The organism is Streptomyces sp. NPDC001568 (genome assembly GCF_042893755.1).
In the GTDB taxonomy this organism is placed as follows: Bacteria; Actinomycetota; Actinomycetes; order Streptomycetales; family Streptomycetaceae; genus Streptomyces.
This window is the reverse complement of sequence record NZ_JBIAVF010000012.1, coordinates 284,328-301,590: the sequence shown is the minus strand read 5'-3', so window position 1 is coordinate 301,590 and position 17,263 is coordinate 284,328. Positions and strand designations below refer to the sequence as shown.

The 17,263-nt window shown below is 73.3% G+C and carries 16 protein-coding genes; 9 read left to right on the top strand and 7 right to left on the bottom strand.

What is annotated here, in order from left to right; translation table 11 throughout:
- From ACFY0I_RS23720 to ptsP, 3 genes are all read left to right on the top strand, one after another.
- On the top strand, nt 1-180 hold a 180-nt coding region (locus ACFY0I_RS23720; RefSeq protein ID WP_388899153.1), incomplete at its 5' end, for a hypothetical protein.
- A gap of 305 nt (nt 181-485) precedes the next feature.
- Complete coding sequence (locus tag ACFY0I_RS23715; protein ID WP_388899150.1) at nt 486-935, top strand: PTS glucose transporter subunit IIA; 450 nt, start codon at nt 486-488, stop codon at nt 933-935.
- 70 nt (nt 936-1,005) lie between these two features.
- Nucleotides 1,006-2,676, top strand: coding sequence for a phosphoenolpyruvate--protein phosphotransferase (ptsP, locus tag ACFY0I_RS23710; protein WP_388899147.1), 1,671 nt, complete (start codon nt 1,006-1,008; stop codon nt 2,674-2,676).
- A gap of 59 nt (nt 2,677-2,735) precedes the next feature.
- Here ptsP and ACFY0I_RS23705 read toward each other — a convergent pair whose 3' ends face one another.
- A complete protein-coding gene (locus ACFY0I_RS23705) occupies nt 2,736-3,677 on the bottom strand; it encodes a hypothetical protein (protein WP_388899144.1) in 942 nt (313 codons plus the stop codon).
- Between the two features lie 70 nt (nt 3,678-3,747).
- Nucleotides 3,748-5,724 (bottom strand): acetoacetate--CoA ligase, encoded by a 1,977-nt coding sequence (locus tag ACFY0I_RS23700; RefSeq protein ID WP_388899141.1) that lies wholly within the window; start codon nt 5,722-5,724, stop codon nt 3,748-3,750.
- A gap of 211 nt (nt 5,725-5,935) precedes the next feature.
- Here ACFY0I_RS23700 and ACFY0I_RS23695 point away from each other — a divergent pair, with 211 nt between their 5' ends.
- Both ACFY0I_RS23695 and ACFY0I_RS23690 read left to right on the top strand, forming a co-directional pair.
- A complete protein-coding gene (locus ACFY0I_RS23695; protein ID WP_388899138.1) occupies nt 5,936-8,299 on the top strand; it encodes a glycoside hydrolase family 31 protein in 2,364 nt (787 codons plus the stop codon).
- Nucleotides 8,300-8,570: 271 nt separating this feature from the next.
- A complete protein-coding gene (locus ACFY0I_RS23690) occupies nt 8,571-9,014 on the top strand; it encodes a hypothetical protein (protein ID WP_388899135.1) in 444 nt (147 codons plus the stop codon).
- A 52-nt stretch (nt 9,015-9,066) separates the two neighbouring features.
- On the opposite strand, the gene ACFY0I_RS23685 is transcribed toward ACFY0I_RS23690, so the two are convergent.
- A complete protein-coding gene (locus ACFY0I_RS23685; RefSeq protein ID WP_388899132.1) occupies nt 9,067-9,576 on the bottom strand; it encodes an NUDIX domain-containing protein in 510 nt (169 codons plus the stop codon).
- A gap of 29 nt (nt 9,577-9,605) precedes the next feature.
- On the opposite strand from ACFY0I_RS23685, the gene ACFY0I_RS23680 reads away from it, so the two are divergent.
- The 4 genes from ACFY0I_RS23680 to ACFY0I_RS23665 are packed head-to-tail and all read left to right on the top strand — an operon-like array spanning nt 9,606 to nt 12,448.
- Nucleotides 9,606-10,391 carry a M15 family metallopeptidase gene (locus ACFY0I_RS23680; protein ID WP_388899129.1) on the top strand — a complete coding sequence of 262 codons (786 nt, stop codon included), beginning with the start codon at nt 9,606-9,608 and terminating at the stop codon, nt 10,389-10,391.
- Nucleotides 10,392-10,404: 13 nt separating this feature from the next.
- Nucleotides 10,405-10,773 (top strand): Mpo1-like protein, encoded by a 369-nt coding sequence (locus ACFY0I_RS23675; protein WP_388899127.1) that lies wholly within the window; start codon nt 10,405-10,407, stop codon nt 10,771-10,773.
- 32 nt (nt 10,774-10,805) lie between these two features.
- Nucleotides 10,806-11,261 carry a Zn-ribbon domain-containing OB-fold protein gene (locus ACFY0I_RS23670; RefSeq protein ID WP_388899124.1) on the top strand — a complete coding sequence of 152 codons (456 nt, stop codon included), beginning with the start codon at nt 10,806-10,808 and terminating at the stop codon, nt 11,259-11,261.
- Entirely contained in the window at nt 11,258-12,448 is a 1,191-nt protein-coding gene (locus ACFY0I_RS23665; RefSeq protein ID WP_388899122.1) for a lipid-transfer protein, read from the top strand. Before ACFY0I_RS23670 ends, ACFY0I_RS23665 begins: the two co-directional genes overlap by 4 nt.
- Nucleotides 12,449-12,717: 269 nt before the next feature.
- Here ACFY0I_RS23665 and ACFY0I_RS23660 read toward each other — a convergent pair whose 3' ends face one another.
- Genes ACFY0I_RS23660 through ACFY0I_RS23645 form a run of 4 tightly spaced genes read right to left on the bottom strand, consistent with a single transcriptional unit; the run spans nt 12,718 to nt 17,092 of the window.
- Entirely contained in the window at nt 12,718-13,344 is a 627-nt protein-coding gene (locus ACFY0I_RS23660; protein WP_388899118.1) for an ATP/GTP-binding protein, read from the bottom strand.
- Nucleotides 13,325-13,777 carry a DUF742 domain-containing protein gene (locus ACFY0I_RS23655; protein ID WP_388899115.1) on the bottom strand — a complete coding sequence of 151 codons (453 nt, stop codon included), beginning with the start codon at nt 13,775-13,777 and terminating at the stop codon, nt 13,325-13,327. Before ACFY0I_RS23655 ends, ACFY0I_RS23660 begins: the two co-directional genes overlap by 20 nt.
- A gap of 10 nt (nt 13,778-13,787) precedes the next feature.
- Nucleotides 13,788-14,219 carry a roadblock/LC7 domain-containing protein gene (locus tag ACFY0I_RS23650; RefSeq protein ID WP_281210485.1) on the bottom strand — a complete coding sequence of 144 codons (432 nt, stop codon included), beginning with the start codon at nt 14,217-14,219 and terminating at the stop codon, nt 13,788-13,790.
- Nucleotides 14,216-17,092 (bottom strand): nitrate- and nitrite sensing domain-containing protein, encoded by a 2,877-nt coding sequence (locus ACFY0I_RS23645; RefSeq protein ID WP_388899112.1) that lies wholly within the window; start codon nt 17,090-17,092, stop codon nt 14,216-14,218. The genes ACFY0I_RS23650 and ACFY0I_RS23645 overlap by 4 nt, the downstream gene beginning before the upstream one ends.
- Nucleotides 17,093-17,263: the final 171 nt, after the last annotated feature.

The following is a 17,263-nucleotide window of genomic DNA, read 5'->3' as shown; positions in this document are numbered from 1 at the left end:
GCTTCGTTCTGTTCTGTTCTTGCGTTTCCGACTCTATCAGACTCTTTCGGGCCCGATTTCCTCGGCGCTTTCCAGGTCCTGCGCTTTCGCGCTTTTCCTTTCCGGCGGTTCCGACTCTATCAGCGCTTTTCCGTCTCTCCGACCACGATCCGTTTTGCCGAATGGGCACGCGGAAGGTGAGGGAGTTTGGATCTTTACTGCTGAAGAAGGAGGAATCCCGTCCTGCGGATGTTCGCGAGATGTTCACGCGGCACGTCCTGGCGGGAGTCACGACAGTACAGGGCCGTCCGCGCCCAGGCAAATCGTTTCACGCGTATGGTCTAGTCCACCGGTCTAGTCCACTAGTCTCCCTGCCAAAGGTCCGTCCGAGTCAGGACCAACATCGGGCGAACCGGTACAGCCCTTGACATATCCTTCTGAAGAGTATGCCGTTCGCGACAGGTAGTGACGGCGACACGATGAAGCCCCACCCCTGGGAGGCCCCCATGACCAGCGTGACGTCCCCACTTGCCGGGACCGCCATCGGACTCGCGGCAGTGCCCGATCCGGTGTTCTCCGGCGCGATGGTGGGACCGGGCACGGCCATTGATCCCGTGCGCGAGCCCTCGGAGGCGGTGTCCCCCGTAGACGGTGTGGTCGTCTCCCTGCACCCGCACGCGTACGTGGTCGTCGACGGCGAGGGCCACGGTGTGCTCACGCACCTCGGCATCGACACCGTCCAGCTCAACGGCGAGGGCTTCGAGCTGCTCGTGAACAAGGGCGACACCGTGACGCGCGGCCAGGGCGTCATCCGTTGGAACCCGGCCGCGGTCGAGGAAGCCGGCAAGTCGCCGATCTGTCCCGTCGTGGCGCTGGAGGCGACGGCCGACTCGCTCTCCGACGTCGTCGAGTCCGGCGACGTGAAGGCTGACGACGCGCTCTTCAGCTGGCGGTAAGCGTCCCCTGCACGGCGGGTCGGACATCCATCGCGGCGGCTGGGGCCGCCGCTCAATCGGAGACGGTGAAATGGAGACAACGCTGCGAGGCGTCGGCGTGAGCCACGGTGTGGCGATCGGCGAGGTCCGGCACATGGGTACGGCGGTCCTGGAACCGCCGGCCAGGCAGATCACCGCGGATGAGGCGGAGCGCGAACAGGGGCGCGCCCGTCAGGCCGTGGAGGCTGTTTCGGCGGACCTGATCGCACGCGGTCAGTTGGCCGGTGGCGAGGCCCAGCACGTGCTCGAGGCCCAGGCGATGATCGCCACGGACCCCGAGCTGATGGCGGACGTGGTCCGGCGGATCGCCGTCGGCAGCACCGCCGAGCGCGGCGTCTACGACGCTTTCGCCGCCTACCGCGTCCTGCTCGCCGGCGCCGGCGAGTACATGGCCGGCCGGGTGGCCGACCTGGACGACGTGCGCAACCGGATCGTCGCGCGCCTGCTGGGCGTGCCGATGCCCGGTGTTCCGGACAGCGACGAGCCGTACGTGCTGATCGCCCGGGACCTGGCGCCCGCCGACACCGCGTTGCTCGACCCGGCGCTCGTCCTCGGTTTCGTGACCGAGGAGGGCGGGCCGACCAGCCACAGCGCGATCCTCGCGCGGGCGCTGGGTGTGCCGGCCATCGTGGCGCTGCCGGGTGCCGGTGAGATCGCGGAGGGCACCCTCATCGCCGTGGACGGCAGCACGGGCGACCTGTTCGTGGACCCGACCGCGGAGAAGCGGGCCGAGCTGGAGGCTTCGGCCGCCGAACGCAAGGCCGCTCTCGCCGCCTCGTCCGGTCCGGGCGCGACCTCCGACGGTCACAAGGTGCCGCTGCTCGCCAACGTCGGCGGTCCGGGTGACGTGCCGGCGGCCGTGGAGGCCGGGGCCGAGGGTGTGGGCCTGTTCCGCACCGAGTTCCTCTTCCTGGACGACAGCAAGAAGGCGCCGTCCGAGGAGAAGCAGATCGAGTCCTACCGCAAGGTGCTCGAAGCCTTCCCCGAGGGTCGGGTCGTCGTCCGCGTCCTGGACGCCGGCGCCGACAAGCCGCTGGACTTCCTGACGCCGGCCGACGAGCCGAACCCGGCGCTCGGCGTCCGCGGGCTGCGGGCGCTGCTGGACCACCCGGACGTGCTGCGTACGCAGCTCACCGCGCTGGCCAAGGCCTCCGAGGGGCTGCCGGTCTACCTCGAGGTCATGGCGCCGATGGTGGCCGACCGGACCGACGCCAAGGCGTTCGCGGACGCGTGCCGCGAGGCCGGTCTGCGGGCGAAGTTCGGTGCGATGGTGGAGATCCCGTCCGCCGCGCTCCGGGCGCGTTCGATCCTGCAGGAGGTCGAGTTCCTTTCGCTGGGAACGAACGACCTCGCGCAGTACGCGTTCGCCGCGGACCGTCAGGTCGGCGCCGTCTCGCGGCTCCAGGACCCCTGGCAGCCCGCGCTGCTCGACCTGATCGCGATGTCCGCGGACGCCGCGAAGGCCGAGGGCAAGAGCTGTGGTGTCTGTGGCGAGGCGGCGGCAGACCCGCTGCTGGCCTGCGTGCTGACCGGTCTGGGTGTCACCTCCCTGTCGATGGGTGCCGCGTCCATTCCTTACGTGCGCGCGACGCTGGCCAAGTACACGCTCGCGCAGTGCGAGCGTGCCGCGGCCGCGGCGCGGGCCTCGGACACGGCCGAGGAGGCCCGTGTGGCCGCCCAGGCGGTGCTGTCCGGGGAGTAGCCGGACGGTTCGATCGCAGTCGAGGGGCCTTCGCCGGTGGCGGGGGCCCCTCGGCCGTTTCAGTGGTGGGGGCCCGGGACGTCGGCCTCGTATCCCGGGCAGTACTCGACTCCTGGTTCGGGCGCCACGGGTTCGCCGGTGTCGGCGTCCGTGCAGTAGGCGTCGAAGACGGCTGCGGCGGTGAGGGCGACCAGCCGGCCCCGGTCGAGGCGCCAGCCGTGGACCCGGTCGCGGAAGCCGTCGGTGGTGCTGCGCAGGACGAGGCCCCCGGCGCCGCCGAGGGCGAGGCCCGCGGCGAGCACCGTCACGAAGTCGAGGCTGTCGCGGGGCTGTGTACGGGCCGGGCCGGGCGGGTCGTCGGTGATCTCCGCTTGCAGGACGACGATGAGCTGTTCGTGCTCGGTGGGGATGCTGCAGACGAGGTGGTGACGGCCCGGTCCGGCTCCGGTGAGGAGGCGGTCGAGCATGCCGGCGGCCCGTTCGAAGGAGGCCTGCCCGATGTCCTGGCCGCAGTCGGCGCAGGTACCGACCGCGGTGAGCAGCATGGTGGCGCACTCCCAGGTCGCCTGCCGGACCGCTTCGTCCACGAGGAGCGGTACGAGTTCCTCGATGGGTTGGCCGGTGTACGGCAGGGCCGGTCCGCCGCCGGCGAGTTCGGCGGTGAAGCGCGTACGGGTCCGGGCGGTGTCGGGGTCGAGGTCGTGTTCCGCGCAGTAGTCGGCGTACTCCTCGGGGTCGAAGAGGGCGACGGTGGTGTGGATGCCCTGGGCCGCGAGGGACCTCAGGAGGGCATCGACCTGACGGAGGTAGTCGCCGTAGTCGTCGTGGTGGTCGAAGCCGAAGCTGCGGTAGTCCCGCATGGCCGCGAAGTCCCCGGCGTCGGCGAGCAGACCGACGGTGCTGGGGACTTCGCGGCGCAGGCTGCGGCGGCGGGAGATCCGTTTGCGGGGCGCGGTGCCCGGGGTGGTGCCCGATGGTTCGGTGTGGTGCGTGCCTGACATGGTTTCCCCCTGAGTGGCGTAACGACTTGCTCACTCAGCGTAATCATGGGCACTGACATCGGGCCCGGGGTCAGCCCCGGGTGCGGGCGAGCTGCTCGTAGAAGGCGAGGAGCTCCGGGCGGTCCACGGAGCCCGCGTTGACGGCCTTGGCCAGGGGGGTGCCCTGGAGGAGGCGCTTGACGGGGACTTCGATGCGCTTGCCGGTCAGGGTGTGGGGGACGGCGGGCACCTCGATGACCTCGTCGGGGACGTGGCGCGGGGAGAGTTGCTCGCGGATGGTGGCCGCGATCTTCTTGCGCAGGGCGTCGTCGAGCGTGGCGCCGGGTGCGAGGTGGACGAAGAGCGGCATCCAGTAGCCGCCGTTCGGCTCCTCCAGGCCGATGACCAGGGATTCCTTGATCTCGGGGAGGCGTTCGACGGCTTCGTAGATGTCGGCGGAGCCCATCCGGACGCCCTGCCGGTTCAGGGTGGAGTCGGAGCGGCCGTGGATGACGACGGAGCCGTGGTCGGTGAGGGTGATCCAGTCCCCGTGCCGCCAGACGCCGGGGAACATCTCGAAGTAGCTGTCGCGGTAGCGGCTGCCGTCGGCGTCGTTCCAGAAGTGGATCGGCATGGAGGGCATGGGGGCCGCGACGACGAGTTCGCCGACCTCGCCGGTGACGGGCTTGCCGGAGGGGTCCCAGGCCTGGAGGTCGGTGCCCAGGCAGGCGGCCTGGAGTTCGCCGATGTGGACGGGGAGGGTGGGGACGGCGCCCGCGAAGCAGCTGCAGACGTCGGTGCCGCCGCTGACGGAGGCGATCCACAGGTCTTCGGCGACCTCGTCGTGGAGCCAGCGGAAGCCGTCGGGCGGCAGCGGGGAGCCGGTGGTGGCGACGCACTTGACGCCGGTGAGGTCGAAGTCCCGGGCCGGGTGCACCTCGGCCTTCTTGCAGGCCATGACGTAGGCGGCGGAGGTGCCGTACAGGGTGGCGCGGGTGCGTTCGGCGATGCGCCACTGGGCGCCCGTGTCCGGGTAGCCGGGGCTGCCGTCGTAGAGGACGACGGTGGTGCCCGTGAGCAGGCCGGAGACGAGGAAGTTCCACATCATCCAGCCGGTGGAGGTGTACCAGAAGAACCGGTCACCGGGGCCGAGGTCGCAGTGCAGGCCGAGCTGCTTGAGGTGTTCGAGGAGGATCCCGCCCTGGGACTGGACGATGGCTTTGGGGGCGCCCGTCGTGCCGGAGGAGTAGAGGATCCACAGCGGGTGCTCGAAGGGCACCGGCTCGAAGACGGGCTCGGAGTCGCCGGAGGTGAGGTCCGCCCAGGTGAGGGTGGATTCGGGGGCGGGCGTGCCGAGCAGGGGGATGTGGACGACGGCGCGCAGGGAGGGGAGTTCGGCGCGCAGTTCGGCGACGGTGTCGCGGCGGTCGTGCTGCTTGCCGCCGTAGCGGTAGCCGTCGACGGTGAAGAGGACGACGGGTTCGACCTGCTGGAAGCGGTCGAGGACGCTGCGGGCGCCGAAGTCGGGGGCGCAGGAGGTCCAGACCCCGCCGACCGCGGCGGTCGCGAGGAAGGCGACGACCGCTTCCGGGATGTTGGGGAGGTAGCCGCTGACGCGGTCGCCGGGGCGGACGCCGAGGGCGCGCAGTTCGGCGGCGAGCGATCCGACCTGGCGGCGGAGCTCGGCCCAGGTGAGGGGGGTCGGCTCGTGGGTCTCGTCCACGGAGAGCAGGGCGGGCTCCGCGGCGCGGGCGGGGTCCTCGGCGGCGCGCAGGGCGTGCTCGGCGTAGTTGAGGGTGGAGCCGGTGAACCATCGGGCGCCGGGCATGGTGCGGTCGGCGAGGACCTGCTCGTAGGGGGTGGTGAACCGTACGTCGAACCATTCGGCGACGGCCTGCCAGAACACGTCGAGCTCGTCGACGGACCAGCGGTGCAGGGCGGGGTAGCCGCCGTCGGCGGGGGCGTCGAACCGTTCGGCCGCCCAGGCCTGGAAGGCGGTGATCCGGGCCGCTGCGATCCGGTCGGGGGCCGGGGACCAGAGGGGTTCCGGCTGGGTGGCTGAGGTCATGGGTCGGCTCCCGGTCAAGTCTGTGGCTCGCGCTTCGTGTGCGTACGGTGCCACCGCGGCGTGGGTGTTCGCGCGACGGCTCACAGGGACGATGCCATGTGATCGACATACGCACCAGAGCTGTCCTGTGCGGTCGGGCCGGGTCCCGCCGCGGGTGAACGGCAGCTGAACGCCGCCCGCTCGGACCGGGGCCGGTGGCAGGGTGATCCGCATGGACGGTAGTGATCTGGTGCGTGCGGTGAAAGAGATCGGTACGGCGCGCGGGCGGCGCGCCTGGCGCGCGGCTCTGCGCCGGCGCCGGGCCGACGCCTCGGCCCTGCCGCGGCGGGGTGCGGAGCGGGCGCGGGTGCCGGGATCGCTGGAGGGGACGCGGGCGCTGCCGGGCGGCGGCGTTTTGCGGTTCGCGCGGTCCGAGCTGCTGGTACGGGTGACCGTGGGCGGGGCGGTGTTCTGGGGCTGGGACGGGGCGGAGCCGGGGCCGTCGTACGCGGTGGTGGGCGGTGGGCCGGAGCCCGATCCCCGGGCGGTGCTGGAGCCGGACACCGGGGGCGGCTGGCGGGTGGTGTCGGAGCGGGTGACGGTGGCGGTGTCCCGGCACGGTGCGGTGGAGGTGCGGACTCCGGGCGGGGCGGTGCTGCGGCGCGAGTTGCCGCCGCGGTGGTGGGATCCGGTGGGGGCGGACGGGGCCGCGGCGGGGGCGGCGCAGGAGCCGCGTCGGCTCCAGCGGTCGGAGGTGCCGGCCGACGCCCGGTTCTTCGGGATGGGCGGGCGGGCGTCGGGGCCCCGGCTGCGCGACGGGACGTACCGGTTGTGGAACACGGATCCGGGGGGCGCCTTCGGGCCCGGCGACGATCCGCTGTACGTGACGATGCCCGTCCAGCTGGTGGTCGCGGACGTGGGCACGCACCTGGTGTTCTACGACAACTCGTGGGACGGGCGGATGGTGTTGCGGGAGGGCGAGGAGGGGGCCGGGTCCGGAGTGGACCGGGCCGGGACGAGCGAGCTGCGGCTGGAGGGCGGGCCGGCCCGCTGCTGGGTGCTGACGGGGACGCCGGCGCGGGTGCTTCAGGGCTGGTCGGGGCTGACGGGTGCGGCGGCGGTGCCTCCCGAGTGGGCGCTGGGGTATCAGCACGCGCGGTGGGGGTTCGGGAGCGCGGCCGAGGTGCGGCGGGTGGTGGCGGGGTACCGGGAGCGGGGGTTGCCGCTGTCGGCCGTGCACCTGGACATCGACCACTACGACGCGCACCGGGTGTTCACGGTGGACCGGGAGGCGTTTCCCGATCTACCGGCCCTGGCCGGTGAGTTGGCGGGTCAGGGGGTGCGGCTGGTGTCGATCGTGGATCCGGCGGTGAAGGCGGGGGATCCGCTGCACGCGTCGGGGCGGGCGGTGGGGGCGCGGGGGGCGTTCGTGCGCGACGCGCGGGGCGAGGAGGTCCGGGGTGAGGTGTGGCCGGGCGAGTGCGCGTACCCGGACTTCACGGACCCGGTGGTGCGTCAGTGGTGGGGCGGGCTGTACGAGGAGCGGCTCGCGCAGGGGTTCTCCGGCTTCTGGCACGACATGAACGAGCCGGTCTCCTTCGCCCCGTGGGGGGATCCGACGTTGCCGAGGTCGGCCCGGCACGCGATGGACGGGGCGGGCGGGGACCACCGGTCCGGCCACAACGTGTACGCGCTGGGGATGGCGCGGGCCGGGTGGGAGGGGTTGGTGCGGCTGCGGCCGGACGAGCGGCCGTTCCTGTTCTCCCGGTCGGGTTGGGCGGGGATGCAACGGTACGGGGGCTCGTGGTCCGGGGACGTGGAGAGCAGCTGGGAGGGGCTGCGGGCGTCACTGGCCCTGGTGTTGGGGCTCGGGCTGTGCGGGGTGCCGTACTCGGGGCCCGACGTCGGGGGCTTCGGAGGGTCGCCGTCGCCGGAGCTGTACCTGCGGTGGTTCCAGTTGGGGGCGTACCTGCCGTTGTTCCGTACGCATTCGGCGCTCTGGGCGGGGCGGCGGGAGCCGTGGGAGTTCGGGCCGGAGGTGGCGGAGCGGGCCGCGGCGGTGTTGGCGGAACGGGAGCGCCTGCGGCCGTACTTCGTGACGCTGGCGCATCTGGCGCGGCGGACGGGGGCTCCGTACGTGCGGCCGCTGTGGTGGGGCAATCCCGAGGACCGGGTGCTGCGGGACTGCGAGGACGCGTTCCTGCTGGGGGACGCGCTGCTGGTGGCGCCGGTGCTGGAGTGCGGGGCCGACCGGCGGGCGGTGCGGCTGCCGCGGGGGCGCTGGTACGACACGGTGACGGGGACGGCGTACGAGGGGCCGGGGCAGGTGCTGCTGGATGCTCCGCGGGGCCGGGTGCCGGTGCTGGCGCGGGCGGGGTCGGTCCTTCCGGTGCGGGGCCCGGACGGGTCCGTGGTGCTGGAGGCGTGGGCTCCGGCGCGCGGGCGGACGGGGGGCGGGGTGGTGATCCGGGACGCGGGGCCGGGGTTCGGTGCGGGCACGGTGGAGCGGTACGTGGTGCGGTGGGCCGGGGAGTCCGTGGTGGTGGAGGACGAGACGGGCGAGCCCGTGCGGGGGGTGACGGTACGCGGCCTGTGAACTCCGAGGGGGGACGGCGGGGTCGTGCGCTGTGGTGAGGGTGTGGTGCGGCTGTGGCGCGGCGCGCCACGGTGGTTCGGACCGGGGTCGGACCGGGGACTGGACAGGGTGCGGGGCAGGGGTGGGGAGGAGGCCGGCGATGGTATGGGCGAGCCCGGTGAGGGCGGTGTGGCCGGTGGGACGGCGGGGGCCGGGGGCGTGGTGGCCGGGGCGGGACGCGGTTCCGGGGGCGGAGGCGGTCGGGGCGTGGCAGGCGGTGACGGTGTGGGCGGTGTTGCTGGTGCTCCGGGATCGCGCGGGCGGGTCCCTGGTGGAGCCGGCCGTGGACGCGGTGACGGCCGCCGGGGCCGGGTTCCTGCACGGGCTGCTGCTGGTGCGGCCGCTGGCCGCGCTGGGGCGGCGGTGCGCCGGGCGGCGCCCCGGTTGGCCGGAGCCGGCCGTCGTCGGCGTGCTGCTGGTCGCGGTGTCGGCGGGGGTGGCCGGGCCGGTGTGCTGGTGGCTGGGTGCCTGGTCGGGCGGGTCCGGGTCGGGTCCGGGATTCGCCGCGGTGTGGGCGTGGACGGTCGCGGCCGCGGTGGTGCCGCTGCTGGTCGGGGGGTTCCTGCGGTCGTGGCCGGTCGCGCCGCGGACGCTGTGGCGCGGGGGTGCGGTGGCGGCGGGAACGGTGGTCGGGGTGGTGACCCTGGCGGCGGCCCTGACGGAGCTGCGGCTCTAGGGCTGTCGACGAAGGACCCGAGGCGGGGCCACCCGCCCGGTCGGCCGGCGGGTCAGGTGTAGCGGCCGGCGAACCAGGCGGCGGCCGCCTGGGTGTGGAGGGGGAACGCCAGTTCCGAAGCGGTGCGCAGGACGTGCCAGCCGGTCGTCTCGTCGGTCGGGACGGACGGCGGGAGGGCGGCGACGGGGCGCGGCGGCAGCAGGCCGAAGACCAGCAGGTGGCCGCGCGGGGAGGTCATCACGTCGGCGAGCGCGACGTCGGATGCCGGGGCCTCGATGCCGGTCTCCTCGCGGAGCTCGCGGGCGACGGCCTCGCGCCAGTCCTCGCCGAAGTCCACGAAGCCGCCGGGCAGCGCGACGCCGCCGAGGGCGGGTTCGATGGTGCGGGTGATGACCACGAGGCCGGTGCCGGACGCGTCCTCGACGGGGAGGAGGACGACGGCCACCGGGAGCGGGTTGCGGTAGGCGGTCGTTCCGCAGCCGGCACACCGACGGGGCCAGTCGGACGTGTCGAACGGGGCTCCGCAGGTGGAGCAGTGCGAGTCCCTCAGGTGTGCCTGCATGCGGCGATGGTATGCCAAGGGGCATGAGGATGCGGGTGGTTGTCATGGTGCGCGTGGTGGCGGCGGTATGGGTGGCCCAGGCGCTCCTCGGGCCGGCGACGAACACGGCAGTCGCGACGAACACGGCAGGCACGGCAAGCGCGGCGGGCAGGGCGGGCACGGCCGGCGCGACGGGCACCGCCGCCGGTCCGGGCCGTGGGTTCGTCGCGTTGCGGGATGTCGATCCGAGTGTCGTCGAGGACATCCGGTACGCCGGGTCGCGGAACTTCACCGGGGCGGTGGTCGACGGCTACGAGGAGCCCGTCTGCCTGGTCGCGCGGCCGGTCGCCGAGGCGTTGCGGCGGGCGCAGCGGGAGTTGTTGCGGGCGGGGTACTCGCTGAAGGCGTACGACTGCTACCGGCCGCAGCGGGCGGTGGACCGGTTCGTGCGCTGGGCCGGGGACGCGGCGGACCAGTCGACGAAGGCCGAGTTCTATCCGGAGGTCGACAAGGCGCGGCTGATCCCCGAGGGGTACATCGCCGCGCGGTCGGGTCACAGTCGCGGGAGCACGGTCGACGTGACGCTGGTGCGGTTGCCCGCGCGGCGGGAGTTGGACATGGGGACCGCCTTCGACTTCTTCGGCTCCCTGTCGCACACCGACGATCCCCGGGTGTCCGTGGCCGTGCGGGAGAACCGTTCCTTGCTGAAACGGGTGTTGGGGGCGCAGGGGTTCAAGAACCTGCCCGTGGAGTGGTGGCACTTCACCTACGCGCCGGAGGCGCATCCGGATTCGTATTTCGATTTCCCGGTCGCTGTCGCCTCCGTCCGCCCGTGAGTACCGTGCCCGCATGACTTTCAGCTCGTACGAGGAATTCTGGCCGTACTACGTCGCGATGCACTCCCGGGCCGCCACCCGATGGATCCATCTGACCGGCACGCTCACCGGTCTCGCGCTGAGCGCCTACGGGGTGGCACGGGGCAGGAAGCGCTGGCTCGCCGCGCTCCCGCTGATCGGGTACGGGACCGCCTGGCCGGCGCACTTCCTGATCGAGGGGAACAACCCGGCCACCTTCGGCAATCCGGCCTGGTCGTTGCGCGGGGACGCGCGGATGATCCGGATGATGCTGGCCGGGCGGGACGCCGAGCTCGGCGAGATCGCCCGGAAGTGGCTCGCCGAGAACCCGTGCCAGGGATGCCCGCCCGTGACAGACTTCTGACGATCCGTCAGAACTTTGACCCGGGAGGGGCCTTGGCACGCACACGCACACCCGTCGTGGACGGGTGGTTCACCGAGGACGGTCCGGACGGCGGCTTCCGGCTGCTCGGCACCCGCTGCTCCGCCTGCGCCGCGGTGTTCTTCCCGCGCGAGGACGCGTACTGCCGCAATCCGCACTGCACCGGGGGCGGCGAGCTCGTCGAGGTGCCGCTCTCCCCCCGGGGCCGGGTCTGGTCCTGCACCGACGGGCGCTACCGGCCGCCCGCTCCGTACGTGTCCGACCCGGACGTGCCCTGGGAGCCGTACGCGCTGGTCGCGGTGGAGCTGGAGGCCGAGGGGTTGGTCGTGCTGGGGCAGGCGGTGCCCGGGGTGGGCGTCGCCGATCTGGCGGTCGGGACGGAGGTCGAGGTGGTGGGCGGCGTGCTGAACGAGGACGCCGAAACCGTCTGGACCACCTGGCGGTTCAAGCCGGTCGGAGCGGCCTCGTGAGCGCCGACGTCGCCGTCCTCGGGGCCGGAATGCACCCGTGGGGCAAATGGGGCCGCAGCTTCGTCGAGTACGGGCGGGCGGCCGCCCTCGCCGCGCTCGCCGACGCGGGCCTGGAGTGGACGGACGTCCAGTCGATCGTCGGCGCCGACACCGTGCGCTCGGGATATCCGGGCTACGTCGCCGGCGCCACCTTCGCCCGGGCCCTCGGCTGGCAGGGCGCCCGGGTGACCAGCGTGTACGCGGCCTGCGCCTCCGGGGCGCAGGCGATCGGGGCGGCCCGGGCGCAGATCCTCGCGGGGCTGGCCGACGTGGTGCTCGTGGTGGGCGCCGACGCCGCGCCCAAGGGGTTCTTCGCCCCGGCGGGCGGCGAACGGCCGGACGATCCGGACTGGCTCCGGTTCCGGCTGCTCGGCGCCACGAACCCGGCGTACTTCGCGCTGTACGCCCGCCGGCGGATGGCCCTGTACGGGGACACCGGCGAGGACTTCGCTCTGGTCAAGGTGAAGAACGCGGCGGCTGGGGCGCTCAACCCCAACGCCCGCTACCGCAAGCGGGTGAGCGCCGAGGAGGTGGCCGCCTCGGCGGTGGTGGCCGATCCGCTGCGGCTGCTCGACATCTGCGCGACCTCGGACGGGGGCGCGGCCCTGGTGCTGAGCAGCATGGAGTTCGCCCGGGCGCGCGGGGCCGCGGACCCGGTGCGGATCCGGGCGGTGTCGACGGTGACGCCCACCTATCCGCGTACGGTGCTGGACCTGCCGGACATCGCCACCGACTCCGCGACGGCCGTGTCGCCGTCCGGGGATTCCTTCCGGGCGTCGATCGCGCGGGCGGCGTACGAGGAGGCGGGGATCGGGCCCGACGACCTGTCGCTCGCCGAGGTGTACGACCTGTCCACCGCACTGGAGTTGCAGTGGTACGAGGACATCGGCCTCTGCGGCGAGGGCGAGGGCGCCAAGCTCGTACGGGACGGGGCGACGGCCCTCGGCGGTCGGGTGCCGGTCAACGCGAGCGGTGGGCTGGCCTCCTTCGGGGAGGCGGTGCCGGCCCAGGCCATCGCCCAGGTGTGCGAGCTGGCGTGGCAGCTGCGCGGGACGGCCGGGGCCCGGCAAGTGCCGGGGGCGCGGGTCGGGATCACCGCGAACCAAGGGTTGTTCGGCCACGGTTCGGCCGTCGTGGCGGTGCGCTGAGGCGCGCGGGGCGGGGGCGTCGAGGCGCCGGGAGGGGTCGGTCGGACGGTCGGCCGCGGCGTGAACAGGGTGTGTTGTCCGAACGCTTGACGACCCCGGACGGCGGGTTCACACTCTCCCCACGGTCCCGCGCCGCGACCGGGACCCCCTCGATCCCCCCATGAGAGCTGCGGTCCGTACCCCAGTCGGCGGGGGTACGGGCCGCCTCCATGTCGGGCTCCCGCCGTCAGGCCTCGAACGCTTCCGGGCCCCGCTCTCCGGCCCCCTCCTCAGGCCCGCGCCGTCAGGCTGCGGCGGCGTTCCCGGGCCAGGGACATGGCGTGTTCCACGACTCCCACCAGGACGTCCTTGACGGACTCCCGGTCACGGGCGTCGCAGAGCAGCACCGGTACTCCCGGGTCGAGGTCGAGTGCCTCGCGGACGGTGACCACCGGGTGGCGGGCGGCGCCGTCGAAGCAGTTGACCGCGACGACGAAGGGGATCCCGCGCCGCTCGAAGTAGTCGATCGCCGCGAAGCAGTCGGCGAGTCGACGGGTGTCGGCGAGGACCACGGCGCCGAGCGAGCCCTGCGCCAGTTCGTCCCACAGGAACCAGAAGCGGTCCTGTCCGGGCGTGCCGAAGAGGTACAGGACGAGGTCCTCGCGCAGCGTGATGCGACCGAAGTCCATGGCCACGGTCGTGGTGCTCTTGCCCTCCACCCCTTGTGTGTCGTCGACGCCGATGCCCGGCTCGGAGAGGCGTTCCTCCGTGCGCAGGGGTCGGATCTCGCTCACCGCACCGACCAGGGTGGTCTTGCCCACCCCGAAACCGCCCGCGACCAGGATCTTCAGGGTCAGCGGCTCGACCGGCGACACGGCATGCATCGCGCCGGTGCGGCTAGAGCGCCCGAAGGCCATTGATCACCTCACGCAGTATGGATTCGTCGGGGAGTTCGGCCGGTGGGACCGGCCGGGTCACGTGGACCAGTTCTTCGTCGACGAGGTCCCCGATCAGGACCCGGACCACGCCGATGGCGAGGTCGAGGTCCGCGGCGAGTTCCGCGACCGACTGGGGGCGTTCCCGGCACAGCCCGAGGATGTGGGCGTGTTCCGGGGACAGGGTCAGGTCCCAGACCGGATCGTCTGCCGCCGGTTCGGCGATGACGAGCGCGATCAGGTCGAGCCGGTGCCGGCCGGAGTGGCTGGTCCGGCCCCTGGTCATGGCGTAGGGACGGACAACGGGACCCGCGTCGTCGTCGAACCAGTGGGGGTGTTCGGGCCGGGGCGGGGAGTCGGGGGTTCCCGGCGTGCTCAGGGCGTTGGTGGGGTGGTCCTGTCCTGATTCGCTCATCCGGTCCGACTCACCCTCCGGCTGGCAGCCCGGTGCGCGGGGCGGTCGCCAGGTGGTCGCCGACGCGCTTGACCATGAGGGTCATCTCGTAGGCGACCTGGCCGACGTCGGATTCGGAGTCGGCGAGGACGGCCAGGCAGCTGCCGTCGCCGGCTGCCATGACGAACAGGAAGGCCTCGTCGAGTTCGACGACCGTCTGGCGGACCCGGCCGGAGTCGAAGTGCCGGCCGACTCCCTTGGCCAGGCTGTGGAAGCCGGACGCGACGGCGGCCAGGTGCTCGCTGTCCTCCCGGGTGAGGTCCTTGGAGCTGCCCGTCGGCAGGCCGTCCCCGGAGAGGACGACGGCCTTGCGGATGCTGGCGACCTTGTCGACGAGCTCGTCGAGGAGCCAGTTGAGCGGGCCGCGGCCCCTGCTGTCGTTTCCGGTCTGCGGTGCGGTCATCGACCGTCCCCTTCGTTCTCGTGCGCGGGACCGGTGGCGGCGGGGGTGCCTGTCCCGGTCTCGGACTGCTGCTGCGCGTGCTGGTTGCGGCCCGCCGTCCAGCCCCGCTGGAGGGCGGACATGCGGGTGCGTACGTCTTCGGCGTCGCGGTCGATCACCTGGTCGGTGGTGGCTTCGGCGGCGGAGGCGCCGGGGCCGTTCTTGAGCTGGGGCGCCAGGTTGGCCTGGCGGACCCGGCGGGGCAGGCCGCCGGGGCCCGCGGCGGGCTGCGCACGGCCGACCTCGGGTCCGGCGCCGGCCGCGGCTGCGGGCTTCGCCGGTACCGCCCGGGGTTCCACGCGGCGGCCGTGTTCGGCGACCAGGGTCGGGGTGGGCCGGCGCCGCGGCAGCGGGACGGTGCCGGCGGGGCGGGGTCCGTCGGGGCGGGTGCGCTCCAGCCGGACCGGGCCGGTCGAGGCGGGCGCCTCGCGGTCGGGGGCGGCGGCGCCCCGGGAGCGGTTGCGGACACCGCCCGCGGCCGGGTCCGTGCCGTCGCCCGGGTCGCGGTGGTGGTCGGCGCCGCGGTCGCCGATCCGGTCGCCCTTCCAGGCGGAGCCGTGCTCGGGGTGCCGGTCGCCGTGCGGGCGGTCGGCCGAGCGCAGCCCGAGCAGGGCGGTGCGGGGAATGCCGCCGGGCGGGGTCTCGTCGTCGAGGGTGGCCATGGGCGGGCGGGCGCCGGGCGCGGTGAGGGCGGCGAGGTCGTCGGCCGCGCCCGGGCCGTCGAGGGCGTCCAGGCCGAGGACTCCGAGCGGGCCCTCCAGCTCGACGGGGCCGTTCAGTACGCCGGCGGGCAGCGGGCGGGGCGGGACGCCCCGGTCGACGGCCAGGGGCGCCGGGCGCCGGGGGCCCTTGCCGACGGGGCCGCCCTTGACGCCCTTGGGGGTCTTGCCGCCCAGCCCCCCGAGGCCGTTGAGGCGGATGCCGGTGCCGTTGGTGTCGGGGGCCTCGGTGAGGAGCTCGGCCGGCAGGAAGACCACCGCGGTGGTGCCTCCGTACGGGCTGGGCTGGAGGACGACCTTCACCGCGTGCCGGCGGGCCAGCCGGCTGACGACGAACAGGCCCAGGCGGTCGGTGTCGGAGAGCTCGAACTCGGGGGTCTCGGCGAGCCGGAGGTTCGCGTCGAGGAGCGCCTCGGGGTTCATGCCGAGGCCGCGGTCGTGGATCTCCAGGGTGAAGCCGTTGGCCACCCGTTCGCCGTGGACCTGGACGGCGGTGTGCGGGGGCGAGAACACGGTGGCGTTCTCCAGGAGTTCCGCGACGAGGTGGGTGACGTCGGCGACGGCCGGGCCCTCGATGCCCAGGCGCGGCAGCCGACGCACCTCGATGCGCTCGTAGTCCTCGACCTCGGCCACGGCGGCCCGGACGACGTCCATGAGCTGCACGGGCTTGCGCCACTGGCGGGAGGGCGCGGCGCCGGAGAGGATCACCAGGCCCTCGGCGTGCCGACGCATGCGGGTGGTCATGTGGTCGAGGCGGAACAGGTCGGCGAGTTCCTCGGTGTCCTCGGTGCGCCGTTCCATGGTGTCGAGGAGGGTCAGCTGGCGGTGCAGGAGGACCTGGTTGCGGCGGGCGAGGTTCACGAACACCTCGGAGACGCCCCGGCGCAGTTCGGCCTGCTTGACGGCTGCTTCGACGGCGGCCCGCTGGAGGGAGTTGAGGGCCAGGGCCACCTGGCCGACCTCGTCCTTCTCGAACTCCAGGCGGGGGGCCTCGGTCTCGATGTCGACGTTCTCGCCGGCGGCGAGGCGGCGCATGACGCCGGGCAGCCGGACCCCGGACGCCTCGTGGGCGTCCTTGCGGAGCCGGGAGAGGTCGCGGATCAGGTCACGGCCGATGCGGACCGACAGGACGAGGGAGACGGCCAGGGCGATGAAGCCGAGGACGCCGGCGACGGCGGCCTGGACCAGGACGCCCATCGCGACGGGCTCGACGCGCTTTTGGTAGCGGTCGCCCGCCGCGGTGCCCATCCGGGCGAGGTCGTCGAGGACCTTGCCGGAGGCCTCGTCCCACTGGGCGGCGGTGACGGTGCGCGGGGGCTTGACGACGCCTCCGACGATGAACCGTTCCTCCACGTCGCGCAGGGCCTTGCTCTCGGGGCCCTGCCAGTACTGCTCGAAGAGGCCCCGGTCCTCGGCGGGCAGGATCGCGAGGTTGACCTCGTACAGCAGGGCGCGGTTCGCCGCGAAGCCGGAGACCCGGCGGACGTCCTCGGCGGTGATCCGGCCGGCCGCGAGGGCGGAGGCGATGACCGCGTCCTCGCGCGAGAGGGCCTCGCGGGCCCGGGTGACGCCGACGAGGGCGCGACCCTGCTTGTCCATCTCCACGTCCTCCAGGGCGTGGAGGTTCATGAGGAAGGCGTAGCAGGGGTCGACGAGCCGGCTGTACAGCTCCAGGGCCTGGCCCGGGTCGAGGGCGCCCCGGTCGACGGAGTTGCGCAGCGCGGAGATGCCGTGGAAGGCGTCGAGGATGGACCGCAGTCGGCCGGCGGTCCGGGAGTTGAGCTCGTCACTCACTTCGGGGTCGGCGGCGTTCTCGGTGAGGCGGCGGAACATCGCGTCGGTGGCGGCCCGGCTCTTGGTGAGTTCGGTCGTGGCGGCGGAGGCGCGGGGGTCGCCGATGACGACGAGGCTCTGCCGGCGCTCCTTCTGGAGGACCCGCGCGACGTCCTCGACGGGGTAGCCGACCTTCTCGATCACGTACGCGACGTCGAGCAGCTGCACGGCCTGCCGCCCGGTGATGACGGTCGCGAAGCCCCAGAGGGCGGTCAGGGAGACGAGCGGCACCAGGAGCAACGCCACGATCTTCCGGCGGATGGATTTCCCGCGAAAGCGCATGGCCTCCCCAGCCTCCCCCAGCTCAACCCGCTTCTCGGGGGTCGGTGTTCCGTCATTTAAACGGCGTGAGCCTACTACCGACAGGGAGAGACCTCGAAGGGGTGTCCGGACGTTTTCGGCCTGACCCCCGCACTAAGATCACCAGTTGTCCGATACTTCCGGTCAAGTCCA